This is a genomic window from Pseudomonas kairouanensis (genome assembly GCF_004682055.1).
GTDB lineage: Bacteria > Pseudomonadota > Gammaproteobacteria > Pseudomonadales > Pseudomonadaceae > Aquipseudomonas > Aquipseudomonas kairouanensis.
Genome location: NZ_QUZU01000004.1, coordinates 1 through 14,562 on the forward strand (window position 1 = coordinate 1; position 14,562 = coordinate 14,562).

17 protein-coding genes are annotated in these 14,562 nt (G+C 62.0%); 12 read left to right on the forward strand and 5 right to left on the reverse strand.

What is annotated here, in order from left to right; translation table 11 throughout:
* From DYL59_RS04955 to DYL59_RS04975, 5 genes are all read left to right on the forward strand, one after another.
* On the forward strand, positions 1 to 358 hold a 358-nt coding region (locus DYL59_RS04955), incomplete at its 5' end, for a ribonucleotide-diphosphate reductase subunit beta (protein WP_193557534.1).
* Between the two features lie 165 nt (positions 359 to 523).
* Positions 524 to 1,012: a DUF1289 domain-containing protein gene (locus DYL59_RS04960; RefSeq protein ID WP_135288169.1), complete on the forward strand. Its 489-nt coding sequence runs from the start codon at positions 524 to 526 to the stop codon at positions 1,010 to 1,012.
* Positions 1,013 to 1,062: 50 nt separating this feature from the next.
* Complete coding sequence (locus tag DYL59_RS04965; protein WP_135288170.1) at positions 1,063 to 1,977, forward strand: class I SAM-dependent methyltransferase; 915 nt, start codon at positions 1,063 to 1,065, stop codon at positions 1,975 to 1,977.
* A 149-nt stretch (positions 1,978 to 2,126) separates the two neighbouring features.
* Positions 2,127 to 2,846, forward strand: a complete 720-nt coding sequence (pcsA, locus tag DYL59_RS04970; protein ID WP_135288171.1) for a phosphatidylcholine synthase — start codon at positions 2,127 to 2,129, stop codon at positions 2,844 to 2,846.
* Between the two features lie 174 nt (positions 2,847 to 3,020).
* Positions 3,021 to 3,800 carry a TSUP family transporter gene (locus DYL59_RS04975; protein ID WP_135288172.1) on the forward strand — a complete coding sequence of 260 codons (780 nt, stop codon included), beginning with the start codon at positions 3,021 to 3,023 and terminating at the stop codon, positions 3,798 to 3,800.
* On the opposite strand, the gene nudC is transcribed toward DYL59_RS04975, so the two are convergent.
* Together nudC and DYL59_RS04985 are read right to left on the reverse strand one after the other, a co-directional pair.
* Positions 3,768 to 4,601 (reverse strand): NAD(+) diphosphatase, encoded by an 834-nt coding sequence (gene nudC / locus DYL59_RS04980; RefSeq protein ID WP_135288173.1) that lies wholly within the window; start codon positions 4,599 to 4,601, stop codon positions 3,768 to 3,770. The genes DYL59_RS04975 and nudC overlap by 33 nt on opposite strands.
* 5 nt (positions 4,602 to 4,606) lie before the next feature.
* The gene (locus tag DYL59_RS04985; protein WP_135288174.1) at positions 4,607 to 5,419 is read right to left on the reverse strand and encodes a crotonase/enoyl-CoA hydratase family protein; all 813 of its coding nucleotides are present in this window, start codon (positions 5,417 to 5,419) and stop codon (positions 4,607 to 4,609) included.
* Between the two features lie 192 nt (positions 5,420 to 5,611).
* On the opposite strand from DYL59_RS04985, the gene DYL59_RS04990 reads away from it, so the two are divergent.
* From DYL59_RS04990 to DYL59_RS05005, 4 genes are all read left to right on the forward strand, one after another.
* Positions 5,612 to 6,868 (forward strand): chloride channel protein, encoded by a 1,257-nt coding sequence (locus DYL59_RS04990; RefSeq protein WP_135288175.1) that lies wholly within the window; start codon positions 5,612 to 5,614, stop codon positions 6,866 to 6,868.
* 74 nt (positions 6,869 to 6,942) lie between these two features.
* The gene (locus DYL59_RS04995) at positions 6,943 to 7,497 is read left to right on the forward strand and encodes a UPF0149 family protein (RefSeq protein ID WP_135288176.1); all 555 of its coding nucleotides are present in this window, start codon (positions 6,943 to 6,945) and stop codon (positions 7,495 to 7,497) included.
* Positions 7,498 to 7,588: 91 nt separating this feature from the next.
* On the forward strand, positions 7,589 to 8,845 hold the full coding sequence (gene aroA, locus DYL59_RS05000; protein ID WP_135288177.1) for a 3-phosphoshikimate 1-carboxyvinyltransferase: 1,257 nt from the start codon (positions 7,589 to 7,591) through the stop codon (positions 8,843 to 8,845).
* 126 nt (positions 8,846 to 8,971) lie between these two features.
* Positions 8,972 to 9,361, forward strand: a complete 390-nt coding sequence (locus DYL59_RS05005) for a hypothetical protein (protein WP_135288178.1) — start codon at positions 8,972 to 8,974, stop codon at positions 9,359 to 9,361.
* Here the strand turns inward: DYL59_RS05005 and DYL59_RS05010 are convergent.
* Complete coding sequence (locus tag DYL59_RS05010; protein WP_135288179.1) at positions 9,358 to 9,954, reverse strand: NAD(P)H-dependent oxidoreductase; 597 nt, start codon at positions 9,952 to 9,954, stop codon at positions 9,358 to 9,360. The two genes, DYL59_RS05005 and DYL59_RS05010, sit on opposite strands and share 4 nt — an antisense overlap.
* A gap of 69 nt (positions 9,955 to 10,023) precedes the next feature.
* Here DYL59_RS05010 and DYL59_RS05015 point away from each other — a divergent pair, with 69 nt between their 5' ends.
* Positions 10,024 to 10,632, forward strand: coding sequence for a TetR/AcrR family transcriptional regulator (locus tag DYL59_RS05015; RefSeq protein ID WP_135288180.1), 609 nt, complete (start codon positions 10,024 to 10,026; stop codon positions 10,630 to 10,632).
* On the opposite strand, the gene DYL59_RS05020 is transcribed toward DYL59_RS05015, so the two are convergent.
* Both DYL59_RS05020 and DYL59_RS05025 read right to left on the reverse strand, forming a co-directional pair.
* Positions 10,615 to 11,283 (reverse strand): GNAT family N-acetyltransferase, encoded by a 669-nt coding sequence (locus DYL59_RS05020; protein ID WP_135288181.1) that lies wholly within the window; start codon positions 11,281 to 11,283, stop codon positions 10,615 to 10,617. The genes DYL59_RS05015 and DYL59_RS05020 overlap by 18 nt on opposite strands.
* A gap of 21 nt (positions 11,284 to 11,304) precedes the next feature.
* Positions 11,305 to 12,213 carry a LysR family transcriptional regulator gene (locus DYL59_RS05025; RefSeq protein ID WP_135288182.1) on the reverse strand — a complete coding sequence of 303 codons (909 nt, stop codon included), beginning with the start codon at positions 12,211 to 12,213 and terminating at the stop codon, positions 11,305 to 11,307.
* A 113-nt stretch (positions 12,214 to 12,326) separates the two neighbouring features.
* On the opposite strand from DYL59_RS05025, the gene DYL59_RS05030 reads away from it, so the two are divergent.
* Together DYL59_RS05030 and DYL59_RS05035 are read left to right on the forward strand one after the other, a co-directional pair.
* Entirely contained in the window at positions 12,327 to 13,541 is a 1,215-nt protein-coding gene (locus tag DYL59_RS05030) for an MFS transporter (RefSeq protein ID WP_135288183.1), read from the forward strand.
* A gap of 81 nt (positions 13,542 to 13,622) precedes the next feature.
* Entirely contained in the window at positions 13,623 to 14,474 is an 852-nt protein-coding gene (locus DYL59_RS05035; RefSeq protein ID WP_135288184.1) for a CAP domain-containing protein, read from the forward strand.
* Positions 14,475 to 14,562 lie beyond the last annotated feature (88 nt).

A 14,562-nucleotide genomic window follows, 5' to 3' on the forward strand; every position in this document is an offset into this window, starting at 1 on the left:
CTTGAACTTCGGTATCGACGTGATCAACCAGATCAAAATCGAAAACCCGCACCTGTGGGATGCCGAGATGAAGGAAGAAGCGACCCAGATGATCCTGCAAGGGACTCAGCTGGAGATCGAATACGCACGCGATACCATGCCGCGCGGCGTGCTGGGCATGAACGCGGCAATGATGGAGGACTACCTCAAGTTCATCGCCAACCGTCGTCTGTCGCAGATTGGCTTGAAGGAAGAGTACCCAGGCACGACCAACCCGTTCCCGTGGATGAGCGAGATCATGGACTTGAAGAAAGAAAAGAACTTCTTTGAGACCCGTGTGATCGAGTACCAGACGGGTGGTGCGCTGAGCTGGGACTGATCAACGTCACAAATCCAGTGTGGGAGCGGTCTTGTGTGGGAGCGGGCTTGCTCGCGAAGGCGGTGGAGCAGTGCCTGATGTACTTGCTGACACACCGCATTCGCGAGCAAGCCCGCTCCCACATTGGGCCTGCGCTGTTCCATATATTCTGCAAGCTTGCCTCTAATGCCTAACCAAACCATCAAGACCCCTTGCGTCGGCCTGTGCTCCACCGTCTACGGCGACCTGGTCTGCCGCGGTTGCAAGCGTTATCACCATGAAGTGATCCAGTGGAATGGCTACAACGCCGAGGAAAAACACGCGGTGTGGCTGCGCCTGGAGCAATTGCTGGTGCAAGTGATGGCCAGTAAGTTGGAGATGTTTGACGCGCACCTGCTGCGCCAGCAACTGGAAAACCGCAAGATCCGCTTTATGCCGCACCAATCGCCGTATTGCTGGGCATACCAGTTGATCGCCCGAGGTGCGCGGGTGATTTCCAAGCTGGACGCCTACGGGCTGGCGTTGCTGCCGGAGTTTCGCGAACGCCACTTGGCCGACTTGCGGGATGCCATCGACCGGGAGTTTTTCCTGCTGTCGCAGGCGCATTACGAGCGCTACATCGCACCTGGTTTTATTCGTGACGCGTTTGGCCCGCCATTGATCGCTGCCTTTTAACCACACAATTGTGTTTAAAATGCCGCCCGCTCAATGACCGACGCTCAACGATGAACCCAGAAGCACTCGCCACCCTGCACACCCACCTGCTCACCGCCCTGGCCACTCCACCCAGCGAAACCCGCCGCCTGTTTCACGGCCGTGGCCGCTGCTGGCCTGGCCTTGAGCAATTGACGGTGGACTGGCTGCAAGGCGTGCTGCTGGTGTCTTTGTTCAAGGAACCGGAGCCTGCACAGCTGGACGCCCTGAAACACCTGCTGCAAACCCAGTTCAGCGCCCACACCGTCGCCCTGCAACACCGCTACCTGCCGCAAAGCACCACCGAATGGCTGGCGGGCAACCCTATCGATGAGCTGACCATCACCGAAGGCGGCCTGCGCTACCTGATCGACCTGGGTAAAAAGCAGAACAGCGGGCTATTCCTCGACATGCGCTACGGCCGCAATTGGGTACGCGAACAGGCTCAAGGCCAGCGTGTACTCAACCTGTTTGCCTACACCTGCGGGTTTTCCGTGGCCGCCATCGAAGGTGGTGCCGACCATGTGGTGAACCTCGACATGGCCCGTGGCGCCCTGAGCCGTGGCCGTGACAACCATCGGCTCAATGGTCATGACCTGGGTAAGGTCACCTTTCTCGGCCATGATCTGTTCAAGTCCTGGGCCAAGGTCACAAATAGCGGCCCCTATGACCTGGTGATCATCGACCCGCCGTCGTTCCAGAAAGGCAGTTTTCTGCTGACCAAAGACTACCAGCGCGTGCTGCGCCGCCTGCCGGATTTACTCACCGCGCAAGGCACTGTGCTGGCCTGCATGAATGACCCGGCCTTTGGCGAAGACTTCCTGATCGACGGCGTGACCCGCGAAGCACCGGGCCTGCGCTTCGTCGAGCGCCTGGCCAACCCGCCGGAATTTCCTGATATCGATGCCCAAAGTGGCTTGAAGGCCCTGGTGTTCCGCCAGGGCTGATGCTGAAACGTCCCACGCTTGCTACGCTAAGTGATACGCCGGGGTGGTGAACCTTCTTACCCCCTTCCCGGTCGATACCTGCATTCCCCGGCCAGACTCGACGGCGTCACGTTGTCGGCTGCCCCGTTTCACCTTTTGGAGAACCGCCCGTGATATCGACCCTGCATGTAGCCAGACTCAAAGCCTGGGGCGCCCACGGCTTCACTGCCACTGGCGTGGTGCTGGCCTTCCTGGCCACCCTGGCGCTGCTGGAAAACTCACCAAAAGCCTGCCTGCTATGGCTGGGGCTGGCCTTGGTGGTCGATGGCGTCGACGGTTCCCTGGCGCGACGGGTCAACGTGAGCACGGTATTGCCCAGCTTTGATGGCTCGGTGCTGGACCTGGTGATCGACTACCTCACCTATGTGTTTATTCCGGCGCTGTTTATCTACCGCTATATCGACCTGCCTGAATTTACCCACCTGTTCACCGTATCGGTGATCTTGGTGTCGTCGCTGTTCTGCTTCTGCAACGTGAACATGAAGAGCAAGGACAACTACTTTGTCGGCTTCCCGGCGGCATGGAATGTGGTGGCGCTGTGCGTGTACATCATCCAGCCAGAGGCCTGGGTCACCTTGCTGACGGTGATCGGCCTGGCGCTGCTGACGGTGACACCGATGAAGTTTTTGCACCCGTTCCGGGTCAAGCGCTTTATGCCGATCAATATCGCGGTGACCACCATTTGGCTGCTGTGCAGCTTCTTGATGGTGGTGGATTACCCGAACACTAACCCGTGGACATTTGGGTTGTGGTCGGTGATGTCGGCGTATTTCCTGGGGATTTGCATCTGGCGCACGGCGCTGGAGTGGCTGGACAAGCGTCACGGCTGATCGCGGTTAAAAATGTGGGAGCGGGCTTGCTCGCGAAAGCGGTGGATCAGTTACAGATGTTGTGACTGACACACCGCTTTCGCGAGCAAGCCCGCTCCCACATTTGGATCTCCTTACTTCTGGCAGTAAGATGGCGCCTTTCGCTTAGCGCCCTGCCAACCATAAGCCCTGCCCATGCCCTTCGAACTCAGCGTTGACCTCACCACCCTCGCCATTCTGGCATTTGTCGCCTTTATTGCCGGCTTCATCGACGCCATCGCCGGCGGCGGCGGCCTGCTCACCACTCCCGCCCTGCTTACCGCCGGCATGCCGCCACACCTGGTGCTGGGCACCAACAAGCTCAGCTCCACCTTCGGCTCCGCCACCGCCAGCTTTACTTTCTACCGCCGCAAGCTGTTCCACCCGCGCCAATGGGTGCATGCCATCGTCGGCACCTTTATCGGCGCGCTGACCGGCGCCGTGGTGGCCCACTACCTGCCCGCCGAAACCCTGAACAAGATGCTCCCGGTGATCGTGTTCGGTTGCGGCCTGTACCTGTTGTTCGGCGGTACGCCCAAGGCACCGCTGGAGGCGGATGCACCGATCAAGAAGAAATGGCAGTCCACCCAGGGCTTTGGCCTGGGCTTCTACGACGGTGTCGCAGGCCCCGGTACCGGTGCCTTCTGGACCGTCAGCACCCTGCTCATGTACCCCGTCGACCTGGTGAAGGCCAGCGGCGTGGCGCGCAGCATGAACTTCGTCAGCAACGCGGCGGCGCTGTCGGTGTTTATCTTCAACGGCACAGTGGACTGGATCGTCGGCCTGACCATGGGCATCTGCGTGATGTTTGGCGCGTTCTTTGGCGCCCGCAGCGCGATCAGCGGCGGCGCCAAATTCATTCGCCCGGTGTTTATCACCGTGGTGCTGGGCCTGACCGTGCGCCTAGCCTGGCAACACTGGTTCAGCGTGGCCTAAGCGACGGGCCAGGTACAGGTCGATGAGGTAACGCGCAATCGAACGTGACGCCGGCAACGGCGGCAGGTTGTGGATGTTGAACCACTGCGCGTCTTCGATCTCGTCGGCCTGGGGCACGATACCGCCACCGGCGTATTCAGCATGGAAGCCCAGCATCATCGAATGGGGGAACGGCCAGCATTGGCTGCCCATGTACTGGATGTTCTTGACCTCCACCTGCACTTCTTCGCGCACTTCGCGGATCAAGCAGTCTTCGGCCGACTCACCCGGCTCGGCAAACCCCGCCAGCGTGCTGTAGACCCCCGTCACAAACCGTGGCGAGCGCGCCAGCAGGATCTCGTCGCCACGGGTCACCAGCACAATCATGCTCGGTGAAATGCGTGGGTAGCTGCGCAGGTCGCACGCCTGGCAATACATCGCCCGCTCCCGTGGCACTTGCACCATGGCCTGGCCGCAACTGCCGCAAAACCGGTGCTCCCGCGCCCAGGTGCCGATCTGTGCGGCGTAGCCCAGTACTTTGTACAGGGTGTGATCACCTTGCAACATGAAGGCCCGCAGCCCCTGCCAGCTGCAACCCGGCACTTCGGCGGGCGCGTTCAACTCCAGCAGGTACACCGGCTCGCCATCGAGGTGGCCGATGCCGTGCTCGGCAAACACCGACAGGTCCTGGCGCTTGAGCCATTCGCGAGGAAACAGCGGGCCGTTGGGGTCATGCAAAAAGCCGTCGCGGCTGCGGGCAACTGCCCAGCCGCCGGGGGTGTCGTTGTCCAAAAGCGTTGTGGTAATCCAGCCTGGGGTCATGTCAGTCAATCCACGAATTCGGGTTTCTGCTTACTCATATGGGCCGCGATGGCCACGCGCAGGTCGTTGGATTGCAACATAGCCGAGTTCCAGGTGGCAACGTATTCCAGGCCATCCTTGACTGTGTGGTCACGCATGTAGCTGATCATGGCCTTGGTACCGGTGACCGCAATCGGCGACTTGGCGGCGATTTCATGGGCAATTTCCAGCACACCGGCCAACAGGCTCTCCTGATCGGCATAGACACGGTTGACCAGGCCAATGCTGCGGGCCTCTTCGGCACCGAACTGACGGCCGGTGTAGGCCAGCTCACGCAGCATGCCATCGCCGATGATGCGCGGCAGGCGTTGCAGGGTGCCGACGTCGGCGGCCATGCCGATGTCGATTTCCTTGATGGAGAATTGCGCGCCCTCGGCCGCATAACGCATGTCGCAAGCGCTGATCAGGTCGATGGCGCCGCCGATGCAGTAGCCCTGGATTGCCGCCAGTACCGGCTTGCGGCAGTTATCCACGGCATTGAACGAGGCTTGCAGTTCCAGGATCTTGCGCCGCAGCAGGCGCGCGTTGCGGCCGACGTCCTTGCCAAAATCATTGGCCACCGACGCCAGCATCATCAGGTCGATACCGGACGAAAAATGTTTGCCGGCACCACTGAGCACCACGGCGCGCACGTTATCGGTGTCTTCGACCCATTGGAAAATATCGATGATCTCGGTCCAGAACGCGGCATTCATCGCGTTGATCTTTTCCGGCCGGTTGATCTGCACATGGGCAACGTTGCCAATGAGTTCGACGACGAAAGCTTGGTATTCGGACATGGCAGTGATCCCTGACTGGCGACTGATAAGGCCCGAACTATAACAAGGGTGCGCCACGGCGCATCGGCCAAAAACGGGACTGGCAAAGGTAATGGAATGTTGTGAACGCAAGGTTCATGCAGCGCCATTACATTTGCGCCGGGAAGCGCGATTTTTCGGCTATACAATCAGGGCCATTGCCTGGAGTTGCCTATGCCCACCCCGTTTCGCTCATCCTTGATCCTGGCCCTGGTGGTCGTGCTGACCGGTATTGGCGCGGGCCTTGGCGGGATGCTGCTGGCGTTGCTGCTGCATGGCATCCAGCATTTGGCCTACGGCTACAGCCTCGATAGCCTGGTCAGCCATGAAACCTTTTTATGGGGTGTGACGGCAGCGTCGCCCCAGCGCCGCCTGAGCGTATTGGTGATCTGTGGACTGGTCGCGGGCTTGGGCTGGTGGGCGATTTATCGCTACGGCCGCCCATTGGTGAGCGTCAAGCAAGCGGTGTCGGACAAGATGCCGACCATGCCGCCCAAGACCACCCTCGCCCACGCCGTGCTGCAGATCATCACCGTGGCCCTGGGCTCGCCCCTTGGGCGTGAAGTCGCGCCACGGGAAGTCGGAGCATTGGCAGCCACTTGGTTATCCCAACGTGCCCAGCTTGCGCCGCAGATGCATCGCCTGATCGTAGCCTGTGGCGCCGGAGCGGGCTTGGCTGCGGTGTACAACGTGCCACTGGGTGGCGCGGTGTTTGTGCTGGAAGTGCTGGTCGGCGCGTTCAGCTGGCCGGCGGCGGTGATTGCGCTGGCAACCTCGGCGATTGGCGCATCGGTGGCGTGGATCGGGCTGGGAGCGGAGTCGCAATACGTAATCCCCCACTTTGTGCTGAGCCCAACGCTGATCGTCTGGGCGGTGGTGTGCGGCCCGCTGTTCGGGTTGGCAGCGTATGGGTTTACCCGGCTTACCGGCCAGGCGCGGGCCCATGCGGCTCGCGGCTGGCGCCTGCCGGTATTGGCGCTGATCAACTTTACACTTATCGGCGCCCTGGCCATGTGGCTGCCGCAGATCCTCGGCAATGGCAAAGGCCCGGCGCAACTGGGTTTCGACAATGAACTGACGATGGGCCTGGCCGCGCTGTTATTGCTGGCCAAGGTGCTGATCACCACCAGCAGCCTGCGCGCCGGGGCCGAAGGTGGGCTGTTGACGCCGGGGCTGGCCAACGGCGCGCTGCTGGCGATCATCCTCGGTGGCGCCTGGAGCCTGATGTGGCCAGGCGTGCCATTGGGCGCGTTTGCCATTATCGGCGCAGCAGCCTTTCTCGCGTCCAGCATGAGCATGCCGCTGACCGCGATTGTGCTGGTGGCCGAATTCACCCGCATCGAGCATGACTTCCTGGTGCCGATCATCCTCGCCGTGGTGGGCTCGGTGTGCGTGAGCAAGCTGTGCCAACGCTGGGAAAAGGCTGGATAAAACCCGGCACACACGCCATCCTTCGCCCTTTAAGCCACGCCCTGCGTGGCGTTCGACGTTTGAAGGATATGCCCATGCACACCCAACCCCTCACCCCGGCCGAATTCGAATTTATCGAAGACACCCTGCAAAAGTATGGCGATGACCATTCGGTGCTGAACCTGGCCGAGCTCGACGGCTACTTCACGGCGCTGGTGTCTAGCCCGGTCCAGGTGGATGTGGCCGAGTGGTTCCCGGCGATCTGGGGCGGCCTGAACCCCGAATGGGACAACATGGACGAGGCCCAGAGCTTCCTGGAACTGTGCGTGCGCCACATCAATACCCTGGCCGGGCAGTTGGCGACCGATGCCAATGCGTTCAAGGCGCGCTTCGACGAAACCGAGCACCAGGGCCAGAACGTGACCCTGGCCGAGGAATGGTGCTTTGGCTACATCCGTGGCGCAGCCATTGGCAACTGGCCCGCACTGCCCGCCGCACAGGCAGGCGAGCTGGAAAAGATCTCCTGGTGCGCCGAGCAGGACAACTTCGAATTGCCGGCCGACCTGGACGTACAGGCGCACCAGCAACGCGTCAGCCAGATCGAGCCTGCGGCACGGGCGCTGCATGATTACTGGTTGAGCCAGCGCTAAGCCTCGACAAGCACCGCTGCTTTGGCCGATTATTCGGGTCCGCCCGTCGGCCACTCCCTACCGCCTTGCCTTGAATCAGGAGCCTTGTACCTTGAGTTCGCAGAAAACCGTGACCGTTACACCGCCCAATTTCCCCCTCAATGGCAAGGTCGCGCCCCCCGGTTCCAAATCCATTACCAACCGCGCCCTGTTGCTGGCCGCGCTGGCCAAGGGCACCAGCCGCCTGAGCGGTGCACTCAAGAGCGATGACACCCGGCATATGTCGGTGGCCCTGCGCCAGATGGGCGTGACCATCGATGAGCCAGACGACACCACCTTTGTGGTCACCGGCCACGGCAAGCTGCAATTGCCTGCCCAGCCGCTGTTCCTGGGCAATGCCGGGACCGCGATGCGCTTTTTGACCGCCGCTGTGGCCACCGTTGAAGGCACCGTGGTGCTGACCGGCGACGACTATATGCAGAAGCGCCCGATTGGCCCGCTGCTGGCCACCCTGGGCCAGAACGGCATCCAGGTCGACAGCCCCACCGGCTGCCCACCGGTCACCGTGCATGGCGTGGGCAAGGTCCAGGCCAAGTGCTTCGAGATCGACGGCGGCTTGTCCAGCCAATACGTCTCGGCCCTGCTGATGCTGGCAGCCTGCGGCGAGGCGCCGATTGAAGTGGCGCTGACCGGCAAGGACATCGGCGCCCGTGGCTATGTGGACCTGACCCTGGACTGCATGCGCGCATTCGGCGCCCAGGTCGAGGCCGTCGACGACACCACCTGGCGCGTGGCCGCGACCGGCTATACCGCCCATGATTACCTGATCGAACCTGATGCTTCCGCTGCCACCTACCTATGGGCAGCTGAAGTACTGACCGGTGGCCGCATCGATATCGGCGTGGCCGCTCAGGACTTCACCCAGCCGGACGCCAAGGCCCAGGCCGTGATCGCCCAATTCCCGAATATGCAGGCCGTTGTCGTCGGCTCGCAAATGCAGGACGCCATCCCCACCCTGGCGGTACTGGCAGCCTTCAACAACACTCCGGTGCGCTTCACCGAGCTGGCCAACCTGCGGGTCAAGGAGTGTGATCGCGTACAGGCCCTGCATGACGGCCTCAACGAGATCCGCCCAGGCCTGGCCACCATCGAAGGCGACGACCTGCTGGTGGCCAGCGACCCTGCCCTGGCCGGCACTTCGTGCCAGGCGCTGATCGACACCCACGCCGACCACCGCATCGCCATGTGCTTTGCCCTGGCGGGCTTGAAAGTGGCGGGCATCCGCATTCAAGACCCGGACTGCGTGGCCAAGACCTATCCTGAGTACTGGAAGGCCCTGGGCAGTCTTGGGGTTCAACTCACCTATTAACCCTGTAGGAGCGAGCTTGCTCGCGAACAACGTCCACGATAACGCGTGCATCCTGACGAACCGCAGCGCCCTTGCGATCTTCGCGAGCAAGCTCGCTCCTACCGTAAAGCCAAGCAGGGAGGGTCAATGATAATCCGCCAACCCTGCCCACCCGGCGCCTGCGTCTGTGACCGCGAACAATTGCTACAGACGCCCGGTGCCGACCAGCGCATCCTGCAGCTCACGCGCCAGGAAGAAAAAAAGCTGCTCGACCGCCTCGAAAACCTCAAGAGCCTGCAAGACCTGGAGCGCATGCAACAGCTGATGTACCAGCAATTGGGCATCCGCGTGCATATCGCGCCGGGCCACACCGAGGTCAAGAGCATGCGCGGGATCCAGATCCTCATCGACGACCTGCCCGGCCTGTGCCGCAAGACCCGGCAGTCCATCCCGGCCGCCATTCGCCGGGGCATGGAGAAACACCCGGAAATTGCCTACCGCTTGCTGGATGCCCACGATCTGTTTCGCGAAGGCTAAATCACCGTTTCGGCCTGAAACACGCCTTGGCCTATGCGCCTGGCCGTCTTCAAGTGCGCTTGTGCTGTGCCACTTTCCGAGTCCAGCAACAATTCAGACGTCACCACCTGCGCGCCGCAGTAATCAAAAATGCCGTAGTCGATTTGCGTGCGCATGGCCTTGGCGTAGCCATGACGATCAAACGCGCTGTCATCGGCCGCGCCAAGTGCCAGCAGGTGCACCTGCAAGTGCCCAAGCTTCTTCACCACCGGCGTGTCGGGGCCGTAATCGATGGCCCAGCCGTTGATGAACACGCGGTCGATCCAGCCCTTGAGCAGGCCCGGCATAGACCACCAGTAGATCGGAAACGCCAGCACCAGGGCATCGGCGCGGTCGATACGGGCTTGTTCGGCCAACACGTCAGCTGGTGGCGCTGCATGCGTGCGGTGCACCCGATGATCGGCAGCGGTATAACGCGGGTCGAACCCTTCGGCGGCAAGGTCGGCGATTTCAAAGGTGTGGCCCGACGCAACCAGGCCAGCGCCGACGTGTGCGGCAACGCCGTGGGTAAGGGATTGCGGGTCGTGATGAGCAACAACGATCAAAGCGTGCATGACATTGACTCCCTTTCGGTTTAGGCTGGGCTTAAGTTACCTTTGGTAAGTTACTTTTGGTATATAAGCATGTCAAGCACTGAGTCCCCTGCCCCACGCCGACGCCTGTCCCGTGAAGATCGCCTACGGCAATTGCTGGACGTGGCCTGGCAACTGGTACGCGAAGAAGGCACTGAGGCGCTGACCCTAGGGCGCTTGGCGGAATTGGCCGGTGTCACAAAACCGGTGGTCTACGACCATTTCGTCACCCGCCCAGGGTTGTTGGCCGCACTCTATGAAGACTTCGACGGGCGTCAGAACCAGGTGTTTACCGATGCCATCGAAGCCAGCGATGCCACCCTGGAAGACCGGGCGTGGGTGATTGCGTCGTCCTACGTGGACTGCGTGTTGTTGCAAGGCCGGGAAATCCCGGGGGTGATCGCCGCGCTCAGCAGCTCACCGGAGCTTGAGACCCTCAAGCGCCGGTACGAGGCGATCTTCCTGGATAAATGCCGTGAGGCGTTGTCGCCGTTTGGTCGCGTATCCCAGGCAGGATTGCGGGCGATGCTGGGGGCTGCTGAAGCGTTGTCCCATGCAGCGGCCAGCGGTGAGATCAGCCGTGAAGAGGCGCAGCAGGAGTTACTGGCGACGATCCTGGCGATGGTCAACCGCGGCCGTATTTCAGCTGCGGTTTTGTAGAAACAGCTGAACCTTGCGCGCCAGATGGTCCAAGTGCCGATCCCGCTGTTTCTCCGCGTCCACCATGGCGCGCTTGCCATGTTTTTGCAGCAGGTACGTATGAATCTGCCGCACTTCCAGCGAGCTGTAGATAGGCGCCACATCCAGCACGCCCATCAACCCGTCGGTCCCGTAGTCCCGTGTATTCATCAGCACCTGAGTGCCCCGCGCACCGCGCACCTGCAAGCCCATGGATTCAAAGGCCGGCACTTTCTCTACCGCACATGCCAGTTCAGCGTGGGGAAAGCGCGCCAGTACGTCCTGCAGCATCCCCCGCGCCACGCCCTGGCGCCGATGGCCGGCGTGGACCGCCATGAACGCAACGCCACAGGCTTGGGGGTCATCCTTTACCGGCAGGTACAGCACAAAACCGATGACCTTTTCGGCCTGCGTGGCCACCACCAGCTCCACGGCAACCCCCTTCTGGCCATTGAGCGCTTCAAGGTACAGGTGCACTTCAAAGCCAATGGCGTACTGGTAGATGTTGTACAGCAGGTTGCTCGGCGGCAACGCGATGCTGCTGATGTCGGTGAGGTTGTCCACCACCAGCTGCAGGATCTGCGCATTGATGGGTTCGGGGCACGGTGTGGTGTAGCGGGTAAGGCTGAACATGCAAATTCCTGGGGTTTCGCGTCAAGGCAGCGGCGATTGTACCTGTTGCGGCGCGCAGACCTCACGCAAACATCCACGTAGCCAGCGATGGGCCAGGTCGGCGTCGAGCCTGGGGTGCCAGAGCATCGCCACGGTAAAGGCTGGTAGCGACAGCGGCAGTTCGAAGCTGTGCAGTCCCTCGCGCTGGTGGGCGATGTAGCGTTCGGGCACGCTGGCGATCAGGTCGGTATGGCGGGCCAACGCGATGGCACTGAAGAACCCGGTGACAATGGTACTGATCTGCCGGGTGAGGCCTTGGGACTGTAGGGCATCGTCAATCTGGCCACTGTCCCGGCCATGGCGCGAGACATAGACGTGCTGCCCGGCGGCATAGCGCTCGGCAACGATTTCGCCCGTGCTGAGCGGGTGACCACTGCGCACCACGCCGACCAGCCGATCACGGAACAACGCCTGGGTCAGCAGCTCGGGGCTGGCGTCGGCGTCGACAACACCGGTGTCCAGGTCGACCCTGGCGTGGCGTAATAGCGCGCTGTCTTTATCGGTTTTATTCACAAAGCGCAGGCGCACACCGGGCGCATCCTGGGCAATACGCGCCAGTAAGGCTGGGCCGATGTGTTCAACGAACTCTTCGCTGGCGCGCAGGGTGAAGGTGCGTTCAACCCGGGCCATGTCCAGTGCATGAGCAGGCCGCAATACGACGTGAGCGTCTTGCACCAGGCGACCGACCTGCTCGCGCAGCTCCATTGCCCTAGGGGTGGGTACCAGCCCGCGACCTGCGCGCACCAGCAGCGGATCGCCAGTGGTCTCACGCAGGCGTGCCAGGGCCCGGCTCATGGCGGAGGGGCTCAGGCCCAGGCGCTGGGCAGCACGGGCGACGCTGCCTTCGGCGAGCAACGCATCCAAGGTGATCAACAAATTGAGGTCGGGCATTACGGCTCCTCATCAGGCGTTGTGTGCAGGTATTAACTGCATAGCGTGCGTCTTCCGCCATGTTAGGTGACGCCGTAGATTTGTGACAGTCGCCTTCACCCAAGGAATTGCCCATGCCCACCTCTTCACGCGGTGCCCTCGCCAGCTTGTGCCTGTGCATGTTGCTCGCGTCCCTCGGTACCAGCATTGCCAACGTCGGCCTGCCCAGCCTGGCACAGGCCTTCGCGGCCTCTTTCGCTGCCGTGCAATGGGTGGTGTTGGCGTATCTTCTGGCCATCACTGCGGTGATTGTAAATGCCGGTCGTTTGGGTGACCGCTGGGGACGCCGTCGAATAATGCTCGCGGGGGTGCTGCTGTTCGCCGTGGCCTGTGGCTTGTGTGGCGCCGCACCCACGCTTGAATGGCTGGTCGGCGCGCGCATCCTGCAAGGCCTGGGCGCGGCAGCGATGATGGCCATGGCGCTGGCCATGGTCGGCGACACGGTCAGCAAGGCGCACACCGGCCGCGTCATGGGTTTGCTCGGCACCACGTCCGCCATTGGCACCGCCATGGGGCCCAGTGTGGGTGGCGTGTTGCTGGCCGTATGGGGCTGGCGCGCACTCTTCCTGGTGGGTGTGCCGCTGGGGTTGCTGGCGGCAATCTTTGCCTACCGATGCTTGCCGGTAGATCAAGCGCGCACGGTGACGGCCACCGGCCTGGGCCTGCGCGCCGCCTTGAAGGATGCGTCCTTGCGCGTGGGCCTTGGGATGAGTGCGATGATTGCCGCTGTGATCATGGCGACCTTTGTGGTGGGGCCGTTCTATCTGTCCCGTGGCCTGGGGCTCGATGCGGCCTGGATGGGCCTGGCCATGGCGGTCGGGCCCTGCGTGGCGGCCGTTACCGGCATTCCGGCAGGCCGCCTCACCGACCGCCTCGGCAGCCAGCGCATAATCATGGGCGGGCTGGGGTTGTTGCTGTGTGGCGCACTGCTGCTGACATTCGCCACAGGCCTGTTGACTTACCTGGCCGCTCTGGCGGTGCTGACCAGCGGCTACAGCCTGTTCCAGGCCGCCAACAACACCTCAGTGATGAGCAACGTGGAGCCCACACACCGAGGCACCGTCTCGGGGTTGTTGAACCTATCGCGAAATCTGGGCCTGATTGGCGGCGCGTCGGCCCTGGGCGCGGTATTCGCCTGGGCCACGCCAGATGTCAGCCACGCCTCGCCGCAATCTGTGGCCACTGGCCTGCACACAACCTTTGCCGTGGCGGTGGCGTTAATCCTCATTGCCAGCGCGATGGCCTATCGCCCAATCGGCGCCCTAAACCGCCAACAGAAGCCCCGTTGAGGTAAAAAAACAAAAAAGGCGTTGCGCAAGACTGGGTTAGATCGCGCATCATGGGCACTTTCAAGCTCAAGGGTAACGTCCATGCGCGTGCTGTCATTGATGATGAGCCTGACGACGCTGGCCGCCACTACGGTGTTCTGCGCCAGCGCGATGGCGAATGAAGAAAGTCAGTTGGTACAACAGATCAACGAATACCGCAGCCAGGTACAGCGCTGCGGTAACCAGGGTTCCCAGGAACTGCCACCGTTGGCCAGCGATACACGGCTGGTGCTGCCCGCCACCAACGTCGGCGACCTGCAACAGTCCCTGGCCCGTGCTGCGTACCCGATGGTCAATGTGCAGGCCATCAGCCTGTCGGGGCCCAAGGATGCGCAAGCCGCCATGAAGGCCGTGCGCGAGAGCTTCTGCCGCGTGGTGCTGGACCCGCAATTCGTGGATATCGGCGTGAGCAACAGCGGCCAGGACTGGCGCATCGTGCTCGCCCGCCCCCTGCTCTCCAGCGGGCTGGGTGACTGGCAGACCGAAGGCAAGCAACTGCTCACCCTGATCAACGCCGCCCGCGAACAATCGCGCCAGTGCGGCACCCAGGCATTTACGGCAACCACACCGCTGTCCTGGAACGAAGACCTGGCTGGCGCCGCCAACAGCCACACGCGCAACATGGCCAACGGCAACTTCTTCGACCACCTCGACCATGATGGCCGCACCCCCGGTGATCGTGCCGAACTGGCCGGGTACATCGCGAAAAACATTGGCGAAAACATTGCCGCAGGCCTGGATACCCCACGCAAGGTTGTCGACGGCTGGCTCGCCAGCCCTGGCCATTGCGCCAACCTGATGAACCCGCAATTTCGCGAGTTGGGCGCGGCCTATGCCATGGACCCCAAAAGCGATGCAGGAATTTATTGGACGGGGGTTTTCGGCGCGCAGTAGTCGGTTTTTTTGATCTATTCATTTGGATAGAGCATCAAATTGCCATCCCATGGATAATTCCGCTGAACTGCCAGCGGCCATTCCGGTC